The sequence below is a fragment of the Streptomyces sp. NPDC008163 genome (genome assembly GCF_042956885.1).
Taxonomy (GTDB): Bacteria; Actinomycetota; Actinomycetes; order Streptomycetales; family Streptomycetaceae; genus Streptomyces; species Streptomyces drozdowiczii_A.
This window is the reverse complement of sequence record NZ_JBIBHG010000006.1, coordinates 59,619-74,318: the sequence shown is the minus strand read 5'-3', so window position 1 is coordinate 74,318 and position 14,700 is coordinate 59,619. Positions and strand designations below refer to the sequence as shown.

Genomic DNA, 14,700 nt, shown 5'->3' with positions numbered 1-14,700 from the left:
GATGGGGAGGGTTGGGACCAGTGGCGGCAGGCGAGTCGAGTGGGTCCGTGGTGCGGCGCATCCTCCTGGGCTCTCAGCTCAGGAGACTGCGTGACTCGCGAGGCATCACGCGCGAGGCGGCCGGCTACTCGATCCGGGCCTCCGAATCGAAGATCAGCCGCATGGAGTTGGGACGGGTGAGCTTCAAGGCCAGGGACGTCGAGGATCTGCTCACGCTCTACGGCGTCACGGACGAGGCGGAGCGCGACTCCCTTCTCGCCCTGGCCCGTGAAGCCAACGTGGCGGGCTGGTGGCACAGTTACGGGGACGTACTGCCCGGCTGGTTCCAGACGTACGTCGGTCTGGAGGGTGCGGCCTCGCTCATCCGTATCTACGAGGTCCAGTTCGTGCACGGGCTGCTCCAGACCGAGGACTACGCCCACGCGGTCGTCTCCCGGGGCATGCGCGGCGCGCCCCCCGCCGAGATCGAGCGCCGCGTCGCCCTGCGCCTCGAACGGCAGAAGGTCCTCGTCTCCGAACGGGCGCCCCACTTCCACGCCGTACTGGACGAGGCGGCGCTGCGTCGCCCGTACGGCGGCCGCGAAGTGATGCGGGCGCAATTGCGGCATCTGATCGATATGTCGGAACAGTCGAACATCACCCTCCAGGTGATGCCGTTCAGTTTCGGCGGGCACTCCGGTGAGAGCGGATCGTTCACCATGCTGCGATTCCCGGAATCCGATCTGTCGGACATCGTGTATTTGGAGCAGCTGACCAGTGCGCTCTATCTGGACAAGGACGAGGAAGTCGCCCAGTACGAAAAGGCGATGACGCGTCTCCACGAGGAGAGCCCGGACCCGGAGGAGAGTCGTGACCTGCTCCGAGGACTTCTCCAACTCTCCTGAATTTTCAGTACGATGACACTCCTACAGGAGTCTGCACCTGAGTTAAGGGATCGCATGTCCTTCTTCCAAGAGCTGGCCGGCCAGTACATCGACGGTGAATGGCGGACGGGGACCGGCTCCTGGGACATCATCGATTTCAATCCGTACAACGGCGAGAAGCTCGCCGCGATCACCATCGCCACCGCCGCCGAGGTGGACAGCGCCTACCGCGCCGCCGAGCGCGCGCAGGGCGAATGGGCGGCGGCCAGTCCGTACCGCCGCCGGGAGGTCCTGGAGCGCGCGCTGCGCGTCACCGAGGAGCTGGCCGACGAGATCACCGAAGCGATCATCGACGAGCTGGGCGGCACCCGCACCAAGGCCGCGTACGAGCTGAGCCTCACCCAGGAGTTCCTGCGCGAGGCCGCCCGGCAGGCGCTCTCGCCGGAGGGCCGCATCCTGCCCTCCGCCGCGGACGGCCGGGAGAACCTCCTCTACCGGCTGCCGGTCGGGGTCGTCGGTGTCATCAGTCCCTTCAACTTCCCGCTCCTGGTGACGATGAAGTCGGTCGCACCGGCCCTCGCCCTCGGCAACGCGGTCGTCGTGAAGGCCAACCAGAACTCGCCCGTGGTCGGCGGCGGGCTCGTCGCGAGGATCTTCGAGGAGGCCGGGCTGCCGGCCGGGCTGCTCAACGTGGTCGTCACCGACATAGCCGAGATAGGCGACGCGTTCATCGAGCACCCCGTGCCCCAGGTGATCTCCTTCGCGGGATCGGACCGGGTCGGCCGCCATGTCGCCGCCACCGCGGGAGCCCTCTTCAAGCGGACCGTCCTCGAACTCAGCGGCAACAGCGCCCTGGTGGTGCTCGACGACGCCGACATCGACTACGCGGTCGACGCCGCCGTCTTCAGCCGGTTCATCTACTCCGGCCAGGTCTGCATGGCCGCCAACCGCATCCTGATGGACCGCGCGGTGGCCGACGAGTTCACCGAGAAGTTCTGCGCCCGCGTCGCCGCCCTCAGGACCGGCGACCCGCGCGAGCCCGACACCCACATCGGCCCCGTCATCAACACCTTCCACGCCGACTCGCTGGCAGCCCTGGTCGACCAGGCGCTCGCCGAGGGCGCCGAGGCGCCGGTGCGCGGACGGGTGCGCGGCAATCTGGTCGAGCCGACCGTGCTCACCGGGCTGCCCGAGGGCTCCCCGCTGCTGCACCAGGAGATCTTCGGCCCGGTCGCGCTGCTGGTGCCCTTCGACCATGAGGACGAGGCGGTCCGGATCGTCAACGACAGTCCGTACGGCCTCAGCGGCGCCGTGCACACCGCGCGCACCGGCCGGGGCGTCCGCTTCGCCCAGCGCATCCGCAGCGGGATGTTCCACGTCAACGACTCCACCGTGCACGACGACCCGGGCATCGCGTTCGGCGGCGAGAAGGACTCCGGTCTGGGCCGGATGAACGGGGACGCGGCGGTGGACGCGTTCACCACCCAGAAGTGGATCTCCGTCCAGCACGGCCGCAGCGTCTTCCCCTTCTGACCTCGCCTTCTGATCCGGCCGGACACCGCCCGCTAGGCTGGTCGACCGGTTGACCAGAGAGGTGGAGGGCATGTCCGCGATCCGGCTGCTGGTCCTCGGCGCCGTGCGCCAGCACGGCCGGGCCCACGGCTACCAGGTCCGCAACGACCTGGAGTACTGGGGCGCCCACGAGTGGTCCAACGCCAAGCCCGGCTCCGTCTACCACGCGCTGAAGCAGCTCGCGAAGCAGGACCTGCTCCTCGCCCACGAGGTGGCCCCGAGCACCGCGGGCGGACCGCCGCGCATCGAGTACGAGATCACGGGGCGCGGCACCGAGGAGTACTTCGCCCTGCTGCGCGCCTCGCTCACCTCGTACGACCAGCGGATGGACGTCCTCTCGGCGGGCATCGGCTTCATCGTCGACCTGGAACGCGCCGAGGCGGTGGCCCTGCTCCGCGAGCGCCTGAACAACCTCGCGTCCTGGCGCGCCGCCGTCACCGAGCACTACCTCCCCGAGGACGGTCCGGAGCAGCTGGGCCACATCGGCGAGGTCATGAACTTCTGGGTGCACTCGGCGGACGCGGGCGCGGAGTGGACGCGCGGCCTGATCGCCCGGATCGAGGCCGGCGCCTACGTCTTCGCGGGCGAGGGCGACCCGTTCGTCGCCGTCCTCGCGGAGGGTGAGGAGAACCCGTACGCGACCGGGGTCCAGGACCCGGGGGACGCTCACTAATCAAGTTTGACGAATGACGCGGACCCGCTTACCTTTGTTGCGCTAGTCAAGTTTGACTACTAGGGGGTGTGCTGCGTTGCGGGACGCGATCGTGGTCGAGGGAATGCGCAAGTGCTACGGAGGGACCTATGCCCTGGACGGACTGGATCTGACGGTCGGCCGCTCGACCGTGCACGCCGTGCTCGGTCCCAACGGGGCCGGGAAGTCCACGGCGGTCCGCATCCTGTCGACCCTGCTGCGGTACGACGAGGGCCGGGCCGAGGTCGCGGGGCACGACGTACGGCGGCGCCCGGCCGAGGTGCGGCGCCGGATCGGGCTCCTCGGCCAGCACCCGGCCCTGGACGAGGAACTGGCCGGGCGGCAGAACCTGGAGATGTTCGGCCGGCTGTACCACCTGGGGGCACGCCGGGCGGCTGCCCGGGCGGACGCCCTGCTCGACCGGTTCGGCCTGTCGGACACGGGCCGCAAGCCGGTGCGCGACTACAGCGGTGGTATGCGGCGGCGGCTGGATCTGGCGGCCTCGCTGATCACGGACCCCGAGGTGCTCTTCCTGGACGAGCCGACGACGGGGCTCGACCCGCGCGGCCGGGCCGAGGTGTGGGCCGCGGTCCGCTCACTGGTCGGCGGCGGCACGACCGTCCTGCTGACCACGCAGTATCTGGAGGAGGCCGACCGGCTCGCGGACCGCGTCTCGCTGATCGACGGCGGCCGGGTCGCCGCCGAGGGCACGCCCGACGAGCTGAAGGCCCGGGTCGGCGGCGACCGCATCGACATCGTCGTGCGCGACGCGGCCCAGCTGGCCCGCGCGGCCGCCCTGCTCGACGGCGGCACGGTCACCGATCCGGACCGGCGCACCGTCGGAGCACCGGCGGCGGACCGGATGGCGGTGCTCACCGGGGCGGTGCGGGCGCTCGCCGACGCGGGCATCGAGGCGGAGGACATCGCGCTGCGTCGGCCGACGCTGGACGAGGTCTTCCTGGCCCTGACGGGCAGCGGCGACGAAAGGGCGGTGGCGGCGTGAGCGCGGCGATGTGGGCGGTGTCCGACTCCTGGACGATGACCCGGCGCGAGCTGGCCCGCTGGGCCCGGCAGCCGGCGCAGGTGGTGGTGGGCCTGGCGTTCCCGGTGATGCTGCTGCTGATGTTCACCTATCTGGTCGGCGGCGGCCGCGGGGTCGAGGGGGAGACCGCCGAATATCTGGTGCCCGGCATGCTGGCGCTGACCATGGCCTTCGGCCTGGAGTCGACCATGCTCGCGGTCACCCGTGACCTGGAGAAGGGCGTCGTGGACCGGTTCCGCTCGATGCCGATGGCGTCCGGTGCGGTGCTGGTCGGCCGGGCCGTCGCGGACATGCTCCAGTCGGCCGCCGCGCTGCTGGTGATGGGGGCGGCGGGTTACGCGGTCGGCTGGCGGTGGCACGAGGGGACGGCCGCCGCGCTGGGGGCCGTGGGGCTGCTCCTGCTGCTGCGGTTCGCGATGCTGTGGCTCGGCATCCTGCTGGCGCTGGTGGCCGGGCGCCCGGAGAAGGTGCAGGCGGTGCAGATCCTGGTCTGGCCGGTCGGCTTCCTCTCCAATGTGTTCGCGGCGCCGGAGACCATGCCGGGCCCGCTGGGCGCCGCCGTCGAGTGGAACCCGATGTCGGCCACCGCGACGGCGGTGCGCGACCTGTTCGGCAACCCGGGCGCCGCCGGAGGTTCCTGGGCCGCCGGCCACGCCGGACTGCTCGCGGTGGTGTGGCCGCTGGCGCTGCTCGCGGTGTTCTTCCCGCTGGCGGTACGGCGGTTCGCCGCGCTCGGCCGGTGAGGCGCCGAGGGGCCGCCGGCTCAGTGGTGGAAGGAGGTCGCCGCGTTCTGGTCCCGGGTCAGCGGGCGCGGCTGGGCGCGGAGTTCGGGCATCAGGAGGCGCAGGTCCTCCAGGAGCAGTTCCGCCAGGTCCGAGGAGAAGCCGTTGCGGCACACGATCCGGAGCACGGACAGGTCCTCCCGGTTGGCGGGGAAGGTGTACGCGGGAACCAGCCAGCCGCGCTCGCGCAGTCGCCGTGACACGTCGAAGACGTCGTACGCCGTCACCTCCGGCTTGGTGGTGAGCGCGAAGACGGGGAGCTGGTCGCCCCGGGTGAGCAGCCGGAAGTCGCCCAGCTCCTCGATCTTCTCCGCCAGCCCGGTCGCCACGTCCCGGGCCGCCTGCTGCACGGCCCGGTAGCCCTCCCGGCCCAGCCTCAGGAAGGTGTAGTACTGCGCGACGACCTGGGCGCCGGGCCGGGAGAAGTTCAGCGCGAAGGTGGGCATGTCGCCGCCCAGGTAGTTCACCCGGAAGACCAGCTCCTCGGGCAGTTCGGCGGGCGAGCGCCACAGCGCCCAGCCGACGCCGGGGTAGACCAGGCCGTACTTGTGGCCGGAGGTGTTGATCGAGGAGACCCGGGGGAGCCGGAAGTCCCACACCAGGTCCGGGTCGAGGAACGGCGCGACCATGGCGCCGGAGGCCCCGTCGACGTGGACGGGGATGTCGAGACCGGTGCGCTCCTGGAGGTCGTCCAGGGCCGCGCACAGCTCGGCGATGGGCTCGTAGCTGCCGTCGAAGGTGGAGCCGAGGATGCCGACGACGCCGATGGTGTTCTCGTCGCACAGTTCCACGGCGGCCCGCGGGTCGAGGTGGAAGCGGTCGCCCTCCATGGGGACGAGGCGCGGTTCGACCTCCCAGAACGTGCAGAACTTCTCCCAGCACACCTGCACGTTCACCCCCATCACGAGGTTGGGCTTGGCGCTCGCCGGGTAGCGGTCGGCGTTCTTGGCCGTCCAGCGGCGTTTGAGCGCCATCGCGGCGAGCATGCACGCCTCGCTGGACCCGGTCGTGGAACAGCCGACGGTCGCCGAGGGGTCGGGCGCGTGCCAGAGGTCGGCGAGCATCGCCACACAGCGCCGCTCCAGCTCGGCGGTGCGCGGGTACTCGTCCTTGTCGATCATGTTCTTGTCGCGGCACTCGCCCATCAGCACCCCGGCCTGGGGCTCCATCCAGGTGGTGACGAAGGTGGCGAGGTTGAGCCGCGAGTTGCCGTCCAGCATCAGCTCGTCGTGGACGAGCCCGTACGCGGTGTGGGGCGGCAGCGGTCCGTCCGGCATCCGGTGCCGGGGCGGCGCCGCCTCCATTCCGGCGACCGGGTCGGCGACTCCGTAGAACGGGTTGAGCGCCAGCTTGCGCTGCTTGGCCGACGGTTCGCCGTCGTGCGCGGAGCCCCGGTGGAGCGGCATCACGGACCTGCCCTTCTCGGCTCGCGCCCGCGAGACCGGACAAATCTGACGATACGGACCGCTTGCGCGGGTGACACCCAATGCTGGTCCGTCCGGTGCGCGGGCCCCCGGCCCGGTGCGGCCCGTCCGGTGTGGACGCGCCCGGTGCGCCGCCGCCGCTCAGCGCAGCGGCGCACCGTCCTCGCGCAGCTGCATCAGCGGGCGGCCGGTGACCAGCAGCCAGGCGGGCAGCGACGCCACGCACAGCACCGGCAGCAGGGCCGTGTCCGAGGCCAGGACCGCCGCAGTGAACAGGCTCAGCCAGCCCTGCCGGGTGACGGCCAGCAGGACGCCCAGCACCCCGCACGTCACCGCCAGCGCCACCGGCACCCCGTCCACGAGGGCATGGGCGCACAGGCCGAGCGCGACGCCCGAGAACACCGCCGGGAAGATCCGGCCGCCCCGGAAGCCGCAGGTCGCGGCGATCACCAGGGCCGCCGTCTTCACCACGGCCATCTTCCCGAACTCGGCGGCCGACCAGCCGTCCGGATCGGCGGCGATCGTCTTCACCTCGTCCAGCCCCTTGAACAGGGTCAGGTGCCCGCCGAGCGCCCCGAGCAGCCCGAGCGCGAGGCCGCCCAGGGTCAGGGCGAGCACCGGATGCGGCAGGGCCCGGAAGAAGCGGTGGACCAGCGGGAACGCGTACACCGCCGCGAGGCCGAGCACCGCCCCGGCGGAGGCGATCACGAGGGCGGCGAGCAGGTCCCCCCAGCCGGTGTGCGTGTAGCGGGGCAGCGACAGGTCGAAGCTGGGGTGGGCGGCCAGCGTCATGGTGAGCGATCCGGCGGCCCCGGCCGCGAGCGGCCCGAACAGCTTGTCCCAGAGCGCACCGGGCCCCGGCGCGGCGGCCAGCGTCTCGGTGAGGATCAGGGCGGCGGCGACCGGGGTGCCGAAGAGGGCGCCGATGGTGCCGGCGGCGGCGAGCGCGAGCCACAGCTCGCCGGGTGCCTCCGGGGCGATCCGGCGGCCGGCCCAGGCGGCCAGGGCGATGTTGGCCGCGATGATCGGGTTCTCCGGGCCCAGGCTGACCCCGCCCGCCAGGGTGATGACGGCGGCCACGAGGATGCCGGGCACCACCAGGGGCGGCAGCGGCGATTCGACGAGGCCCGTGGTCGCCGGGTCCGGGCCGGCGTGGCCGGGCGCGGCGCGGATGACCAGGCCGGCCACCAGGCCGCTGACCGTGAGCATCACGATCATCCACAGCGAGGAGTACCGGCCCACGGACAGCGCGTCGGGCAGCGTCTCCCACAGCACGTCCTGGAGCCGCTCCGCGAGCAGGCTGATCCCGAGCAGGACCAGGGCCGAGACCACGCCCACGGCCAGGGCGGGCACGATGAGCGTGAGCAGCCGGCGGGCGGGGGCGGGCTCGGCGGCGACGGCGGAATCGGTCGGCATCGGCACACCATAGCGACGCGAAAGCCGTAAAACCCTTCAAAAAGGGCGGATGCCCGGCGGGACTTGCACCTCACGCGGCGTGAGGGCGGAGGCTCGTACCCGTACCCACACAGGAAGGAGCGGGGAGCCATGGAGCACTCCGTGGGACAGGTCGCCGGCTACGCCGGGGTCACGGTGCGCACCCTGCACCACTACGACACCATCGGCCTGCTCTCACCGGGCGGGCGCAGCCACGCGGGCCACCGGCGCTACGACGACGCCGATCTGGACCGGCTGCAGCAGATCCTCTTCTACCGGGAGCTCGGCTTCCCGCTGGACGAGATCGCGGACTTGCTCGACGACCCGGACGCGGACCCGCAGGAGCACCTGCGCCGCCAGCACGCGCTGCTGTCGCACCGGATCGCGGAGCTCCAGCGGATGGCCGCCGCCGTAGAGACAGCGATGGAGGCACACAGGATGGGCATCAACCTCACTCCCGAGGAGAAGTTCGAGGTCTTCGGCGACAAGGACCCCGGCCAGTACGCCGAGGAGGCCGAGCGCCGCTGGGGCGGTACCGACACCTACGCGGAGTCGCAGCGCCGCACCGCCGGCTACACCAAGGAGGACTGGCAGCGGATCAACGCCGAGGTCGCCTCCTGGGGCGAGCGCTACGACGCGCTGATGGAGGCCGGCGAGCCGGCCGACGGCGAGCGCGCCATGGACCTCGCCGAGGAGCACCGGCTCCACATCCGCACCTGGTACTACGAATGCACCTACGAGATCCACCGGGGCCTCGGCGAGATGTACGTCGCCGATCCCCAGTTCAAGGCGTTCTACGAGTCCATGCGCCCGGGCCTCGCCGAGCACCTGCGCGACGCGATCGGGGCGAACGCGCGCCGCCGGGCGTAAACGGTCACGGAGGCGGGTGGAACCCGGGGCCGTCCCGGGGCGTTGATAGCTTGGGGCGGCCACGCAGCCGTCCATCGACCTCATCCTGGAGCCCGGACCCTTGAATACGCTTGCGCTCGGACCGAGCTGGCTGGACCCGGACCATCTCATCGGACAGTTCGGCCTGGCCGGCGTCCTGGTCATCGTCTTCGCCGAGTCCGGGCTGCTCATCGGCTTCTTCCTGCCCGGTGACTCCCTGCTGTTCACCACGGGCCTGCTGGTCACGAGCGACAAGCTGCACACCCCGCTCTGGCTGGTCTGCGTCCTGGTCGCGCTGGCCGCGATCATCGGCGACCAGGTGGGCTATCTCTTCGGCCGCAAGGTCGGCCCCTCGCTCTTCAGCCGGCCGGACTCCCGCCTCTTCAAGCAGGAGAACGTCGAGAAGGCCCACGAGTTCTTCGAGAAGCACGGCCCGAAGTCGCTGATCCTGGCCCGCTTCGTGCCGATCGTGCGGACGTTCACCCCGATCATCGCGGGCGTCAGCCGGATGAACTACCGCTCGTTCATCGTGTTCAACGTGATCGGCGGCGTCCTCTGGGGCGTCGGCGTGACCCTGCTCGGCGCCGCCCTCGGCAACGTCGAATTCGTCCACAAGAACATCGAGGCGATGCTCGTCCTGATCGTGCTGATCTCGGTGATCCCGATCGCCATCGAGTTCCTGCGCGCCCGCAGCAAGGCCAAGAAGGAGGGCCCCGCCGGGGGCACCGGCGAGGTGCCCCCGCAGGACCCGTCCGCCGGCCGCCGCGGGCGCCACGCCAAGCGCTGAGCGCCGTACGGTCCTGAGGTCAGAAGCCGCGCGTCCGCTTGGCCGCGCGGCGGTTCGCGCCGCCGACCGCGCCCGGCACCCGCATGAACAGCCGGGAGATCTCGCTCCCCAGGTTCACCCCGATGGCGATGGCCAGGGCCGTCGCCACCGCCGTGGACAGTGAGGCGAGGCCCCGGTCCAGCTCGTTCTGCGCGACACCCAGCAGACCGAAGTACGTCGCCGAACCGGGCAGCAGCGGCCCGATCGCCGCCGTGATGTACGGCAGCGACGAGGTGTAGCGGTACCGCGAGAACAACTGCCCGAACAGCCCGACGAGCCCGGCCGCCGCGGCCGTCGCGGCCACCGCCGACAGGTTGCCCGTCCGGGCCATCGCCCCGTAGACGATCCAGGCCACACCGCCGTTCAGGGTCACCGCGAGCACCGTCGCCCGCTCCTGCTGGAGCAGGATCGCGAAGGCCAGGGTCAGCAGCATCGACGCGAAGATCTGGATCACCGGCCGGTCGTGCGTGATGAACCGCGCCTCCGGGTCCAGCTCCGCCCCCAGCTGAAGCCCCCCGTACAGGGCCAGCAGCACCCCGGTCACGATCGCGATGAAGAAGTACATGACCTCCAGGAGCCGCGCCGAGGCGGTGATGTAGTACCCGGTCAGCCCGTCCTGCACGCCCGCCACCAGCGCCCGCCCCGGCAGCAGCGCGAACAGTCCACCGGTGATCACCGCCGACGGCCGCACGTCCGACCAGTGCGTCAGCGTCAGCGCCACGCCCATCGCGGCGGGCGGCATCGCCGCCACCACGAACTGGTAGAACTCCGGCAGCCCGCGCCCCGCGCACAGCCAGGCCAGCCGGTCACCGAGCATCGCCCCGAGCGCCGCGATCACGAACACCAGCGGACCACCGCCGACCAGCACGGACGCCGCCCCGGCCAGCCCGCCCGCGGCCAGCGTGAGCACCCAGCCGGGATACGGGTGCCGGTTGCGCCGGATCTCCGCGAGCCGCCGGTACGCCTCCTCCAGCGACACCTCGTCGTCGGCCGTGGTGATGTCGTCGATCAGCCGGAAGACCGCCGCGAGCCGCGTGTAGTCGGTGCCCCGGCGGCGTACCGTACGGCTCGCCGTCACCGGGTCGTCCACCAGCGACGGCTGGTGCGAGATCGACAGCAGGGTGAACGTCACGGTCGGCTCGCAGCGGTCGAGCCCGTAGCTCCGCATCACCGCGAACATCGCCGCCTCGACGTCCTCGGCGCCCTCGCCGCCCGCGAGCAGCAGTTCCCCGATACGCAGCGTCAGGTCGAGCACGCGCGGAACCGGGGGCCCCGCGTCCTCGTCGTGCCGCTGGACCGGCTCGGGCGCCGGGCGCTCGGCGACCGGCATCCGCAGCATCGTGCGCATCCGGTCCTGCCAGGGCGCCTCCTTGGTCAGCCGGACCATCGGCACCCCGTACGCCGGGGTGAACGCGGGCGGGGAGTCCCGGAAGCTGTACGTGCTCGGCGTGGCGAACGCCGAACCGGTCGTCTCGGACCCGGAAGCGGAACCCGTAGCGGAACCGGAACCCGGGGCCGGGGACTCGGGCGTCACCCCCTCCGGAAGGGCGAACTCCGAAGTCGGGTGGTCCTCCTCGGGCGGTGCCGCCGGTTCGGTCCCGGCAGGCCAGGAGAACGCGCTGTGCGCCTCGTCGGACTGGGGTTTCTCGTCATCGAAACCGCCCGGTTCCGCCACCACTCGACCTCGTTCCTCCTCGGCTGCGCGTCCTCGGCCGCACTCCTGCCCAGTATGGCCACGCCCAAGGGAGGGCACACGAAACGGGCGGCACACCCACCTGGGTGTACCGCCCGTATCGAAGCCGCTCACACAAGCGGAACGTCAGTGCGCGCCGCCCTGCGCCTCAAGGCGCTTGCGGGAGGCGACGATCTCGGCCTCGGCCTCTGCGCGGCCGACCCAGTCGGCGCCCTCGACGGACTTGCCCGGCTCCAGGTCCTTGTAGACCTCGAAGAAGTGCTGGATCTCCAGGCGGTCGAACTCCGACACGTGCTGGATGTCCTGCAGGTGCTCCACCCGGGGGTCGGAGGCCGGGACGCACAGCAGCTTGTCGTCGCCGCCGGCCTCGTCGGTCATCCGGAACATGCCGATCGCGCGGCACTTGATGAGGCAGCCCGGGAACGTCGGCTCGTCCAGGATCACCAGCGCGTCCAGCGGGTCGCCGTCCTCACCGAGGGTGTCCTCGATGAAACCGTAGTCCGCCGGGTAGCTGGTCGAGGTGAAGAGCCGACGGTCCAGACGAATCCGGCCGGTCTCGTGATCCACCTCGTACTTGTTGCGCGAACCCTTCGGGATCTCGATAACGACGTCGAACTCCACGGGTGGCTCCTCCATGATCAACACATACGACTGGTGGTTAAGTGTCCCTCACGCAGATGTGTGCTCGCGAAAGGGGCTGGTCAACGGTGGCCGAGCCGGTGGAAAGACCGTCGACGGAACCGCCCGGCACAACCGGCGGAGGTATCGCGGCCCGCCTGGGCGTACGCGGCGGAGTGAACGACTGGCAGTTCACGGCCGTGTCCGCCGTCGTCGGACTGGCCCTCGCGGCCGGCGCCGTCCTCGCCGCCGGACCCTGGGACTCGGGTCAGCGTAAGGCCGAGCGGGACCGGGCGACCGCCGCCGGACGCACAGGTGGCGCACATCACGACGGCGGCGACCCCGAGGGTCCCGCTCCCGCCCCCAGCGCCCCCGCCGTCCTCGCCGCCCTGTCCGCCCCCGGAGCCGGCCCGAAGGACGCCCCGGCCGGCGCCGCCCGCGACCTGGGCGCCGTCCTGGAACCCCTGCTGAAGAACGACGCGCTGGGCACCCGCCGCGCCGCCGTCGTCATCGACACCGCCACCGGCAGACGGCTTTACGGCAAGGGCGCCGACGCCCCCATGACGCCCGCCTCCACCGTCAAGATCGCCACCACCGTCGCCGCCCTCGGAGCCCTCGGCCCCGCCCACCGCATCCCCACCACCGTGAGCGCCTCCGAGGACCGGCGCACTGTCACCCTCGTGGGCGGCGGCGACCCCACCCTCGACAAGGCCGCCCTGCGCGCCCTGGCCACCGAGACCGCCCGCGCCCTCAAGACAGGCGAGACCCCCTCCGTACGGCTTCGCTACGACGCGTCCGCCTATTCGGGGCCCGCGCACCACCCGATCGGCCCCAACGAGAACCTCGCGCCCATGAGCGCCCTGATGCTGAACGAGGGCCGCCAGGACGACTCCGCCAAGGGCCCCGCCGCGCGCACCGAGGACCCGGCGGGCGACGCCGCCCGCGCCTTCGCCGGATATCTGAAGGACGCCGGCGTCACCGCCAAGGGCGCACCCGCCCCCGGCCGCCCCGCCAAGAAGTCCCGCACCGTCGCCACCCATCTCTCCGCCCCCCTCTCCGGCCTGGTCGAACGCGCCCTCACCAACAGCGACAACGACATCGCCGAGGCCCTGGCCCGGCAGACCGCCATCGCCGCCGGGCAGCCCGCCGACTTCAAGGGCGGCCGGCGGGCCGTCACCGCCGGTCTGAAGAAGCTCGACCTGCCCCTCAAGGGCGTGAACATCGCCGACGGCAGCGGTCTCGACCGCGAGGACAAGGTGACCGCGGCCCTGCTCGCCGGCCTCCTCGCCCGGGCCGCCGACCCCGCCCACCCCGAACTGCGGCCCGTCCTCACCGGCCTCCCCGTCGCCGGTTTCAGCGGCACGCTCAGCAGCCGCTACACCAGCGAGGCCGGCGGCACCGGCTTCATCCGCGCCAAGACCGGCACCCTCACCGGCGTCAACAGCCTCGCCGGCACCGTCGTGGACACCCGGGGGCGGCTCCTCGCCTTCGCCTTCCTCGCCTCCGGCACCACCGCCCCCACCGAAGCCCAGAAGGCCCTCGACAAACTCGCCACCGCGCTGGGCGCCGGGAAGCGATGAGCCCGTCAACACCGCACCGCATCAAGGGGCGAGCACGTACGGTTGACGCATGACGAGCATCGGTGGTGCAGGGATGGTCGACTGGAACCTCGCGGTCGCGACCGCGACCCGGCTTGTGCGGCCGGGCCCCGAGATCAGCCGCGAGGAGGCCCGCGAGGTCGTCGCGGAGCTGCGCAGGCACGCGAAGGCGGCGGAGGAGCACGTCCGCGCCTTCACCCGGATGATCCCCGAGGGAACCGAGCCCGAGGACACCCCCGTCCTCGTCGTGGACCGCCCCGGCTGGATCAAGGCCAACGTCGCCGGCTTCCGCGAACTGCTGCGGCCCCTCCTGGAGAAGATGGAGGAACGGCGCTCCGGCGGCGCGGGCGGCGCCGTGCTCGGCGCGGTCGGCTCCAAGGTCACCGGCGTCGAGGTCGGCATGCTGCTGTCCTTCCTCGCCTCCCGCGTCCTCGGCCAGTACGAGACCTTCGCCCCCGCCACCCGCGACCTCCCCGCCTCCGCCGACGGCGGCGGCCGCCTCCTGCTCGTCGCGCCGAACATCGTCCACGTGGAACGCGAGCTGGAGGCCGACCCGCACGACTTCCGGCTATGGGTCGCCCTCCACGAGGAGACCCACCGCACCCAGTTCACCGCGGTGCCCTGGCTCCGCGACCACCTCCAGGGCGAGATCCAGTCATTCCTGGACGAGACCGACGTCGACCCGATGACCTTCCTGGAGCGGCTGCGCGAGGCCGTCCAGTCCCTCTCCGGCGGCCGGCCCGAGGGCGAGGAGGGCGAGGACGGCGGCCGGAGCCTGGTCGAGCTCGTCCAGACCCCCGCCCAGCGCGAGATCCTCGGCCGCCTCACCGCCGTGATGTCGCTCCTGGAGGGACACGCCGACTACGTGATGGACGGCGTCGGCCCCGAGGTCGTCTCCTCCGTCGCCGAGATCCGCGAGAAGTTCCAGCAGCGCCGCGCCCGCGGCGCGAGCCGCCTCGACCAGGCCCTGCGCAAGCTGCTCGGCCTCGACGCCAAGCTGCGCCAGTACCGGGACGGCGAACGCTTCGTGCGCGCCGTCGTGGACGAGGTCGGCATGGACGGCTTCAACCGGGTGTGGACCTCGCCCAACACCCTCCCCACCAAGGCGGAGATCGCCCGTCCCGCAGACTGGATCGCGAGGGTGCACCGTAAGGCAGAGTCGTGATCAAGGTCCCCGGTACGAAGGAAACGCGCCGGTAATCACCCATCCGAGGGACCGCAGGGGCATGGGAAGGCGTGCAATGCTCGATGAACGGCATTGCTCTGTCA

13 protein-coding genes are annotated in these 14,700 nt (G+C 71.8%); 9 read left to right on the top strand and 4 right to left on the bottom strand.

From position 1 onward, the window contains the following. The first annotated feature begins 20 nt into the window (after positions 1 to 20). The 5 genes from ACFZAT_RS15155 to ACFZAT_RS15135 all read left to right on the top strand — a co-directional run bounded on the left by ACFZAT_RS15155 (position 21) and on the right by ACFZAT_RS15135 (position 4,911). Positions 21 to 884: a Scr1 family TA system antitoxin-like transcriptional regulator gene (locus tag ACFZAT_RS15155; RefSeq protein WP_391264419.1), complete on the top strand. Its 864-nt coding sequence runs from the start codon at positions 21 to 23 to the stop codon at positions 882 to 884. 54 nt (positions 885 to 938) lie between these two features. After that, positions 939 to 2,396, top strand: coding sequence for an aldehyde dehydrogenase family protein (locus ACFZAT_RS15150; RefSeq protein ID WP_391264417.1), 1,458 nt, complete (start codon positions 939 to 941; stop codon positions 2,394 to 2,396). A 70-nt stretch (positions 2,397 to 2,466) separates the two neighbouring features. Then, positions 2,467 to 3,108 (top strand): helix-turn-helix transcriptional regulator, encoded by a 642-nt coding sequence (locus ACFZAT_RS15145; protein ID WP_391264415.1) that lies wholly within the window; start codon positions 2,467 to 2,469, stop codon positions 3,106 to 3,108. A 76-nt stretch (positions 3,109 to 3,184) separates the two neighbouring features. After that, positions 3,185 to 4,129: an ATP-binding cassette domain-containing protein gene (locus ACFZAT_RS15140; protein WP_391264412.1), complete on the top strand. Its 945-nt coding sequence runs from the start codon at positions 3,185 to 3,187 to the stop codon at positions 4,127 to 4,129. Positions 4,130 to 4,137: 8 nt separating this feature from the next. Beyond that, positions 4,138 to 4,911: an ABC transporter permease gene (locus tag ACFZAT_RS15135; protein WP_391265014.1), complete on the top strand. Its 774-nt coding sequence runs from the start codon at positions 4,138 to 4,140 to the stop codon at positions 4,909 to 4,911. 20 nt (positions 4,912 to 4,931) lie between these two features. Here ACFZAT_RS15135 and ACFZAT_RS15130 read toward each other — a convergent pair whose 3' ends face one another. Next, entirely contained in the window at positions 4,932 to 6,356 is a 1,425-nt protein-coding gene (locus ACFZAT_RS15130) for a glutamate decarboxylase (RefSeq protein WP_391265013.1), read from the bottom strand. A 159-nt stretch (positions 6,357 to 6,515) separates the two neighbouring features. Next, positions 6,516 to 7,790 carry an ion channel protein gene (locus tag ACFZAT_RS15125; protein WP_391264410.1) on the bottom strand — a complete coding sequence of 425 codons (1,275 nt, stop codon included), beginning with the start codon at positions 7,788 to 7,790 and terminating at the stop codon, positions 6,516 to 6,518. 129 nt (positions 7,791 to 7,919) lie between these two features. Between ACFZAT_RS15125 and ACFZAT_RS15120 the strand changes: the two genes are divergently transcribed. Together ACFZAT_RS15120 and ACFZAT_RS15115 are read left to right on the top strand one after the other, a co-directional pair. Further along, complete coding sequence (locus ACFZAT_RS15120) at positions 7,920 to 8,678, top strand: TipAS antibiotic-recognition domain-containing protein (protein ID WP_391264408.1); 759 nt, start codon at positions 7,920 to 7,922, stop codon at positions 8,676 to 8,678. A 100-nt stretch (positions 8,679 to 8,778) separates the two neighbouring features. Next, positions 8,779 to 9,483, top strand: coding sequence for a VTT domain-containing protein (locus tag ACFZAT_RS15115; RefSeq protein ID WP_391264406.1), 705 nt, complete (start codon positions 8,779 to 8,781; stop codon positions 9,481 to 9,483). A gap of 19 nt (positions 9,484 to 9,502) precedes the next feature. Here ACFZAT_RS15115 and ACFZAT_RS15110 read toward each other — a convergent pair whose 3' ends face one another. Together ACFZAT_RS15110 and ACFZAT_RS15105 are read right to left on the bottom strand one after the other, a co-directional pair. After that, positions 9,503 to 11,200 (bottom strand): threonine/serine exporter family protein, encoded by a 1,698-nt coding sequence (locus ACFZAT_RS15110; protein WP_391264404.1) that lies wholly within the window; start codon positions 11,198 to 11,200, stop codon positions 9,503 to 9,505. A gap of 141 nt (positions 11,201 to 11,341) precedes the next feature. Further along, positions 11,342 to 11,836, bottom strand: a complete 495-nt coding sequence (locus ACFZAT_RS15105) for an inorganic diphosphatase (RefSeq protein WP_018102237.1) — start codon at positions 11,834 to 11,836, stop codon at positions 11,342 to 11,344. A gap of 86 nt (positions 11,837 to 11,922) precedes the next feature. On the opposite strand from ACFZAT_RS15105, the gene dacB reads away from it, so the two are divergent. Then, positions 11,923 to 13,413 carry a D-alanyl-D-alanine carboxypeptidase/D-alanyl-D-alanine-endopeptidase gene (gene dacB, locus ACFZAT_RS15100; protein ID WP_391264402.1) on the top strand — a complete coding sequence of 497 codons (1,491 nt, stop codon included), beginning with the start codon at positions 11,923 to 11,925 and terminating at the stop codon, positions 13,411 to 13,413. 49 nt (positions 13,414 to 13,462) lie between these two features. Next, positions 13,463 to 14,596, top strand: a complete 1,134-nt coding sequence (locus tag ACFZAT_RS15095; RefSeq protein ID WP_391264399.1) for a zinc-dependent metalloprotease — start codon at positions 13,463 to 13,465, stop codon at positions 14,594 to 14,596. Positions 14,597 to 14,700: the final 104 nt, after the last annotated feature.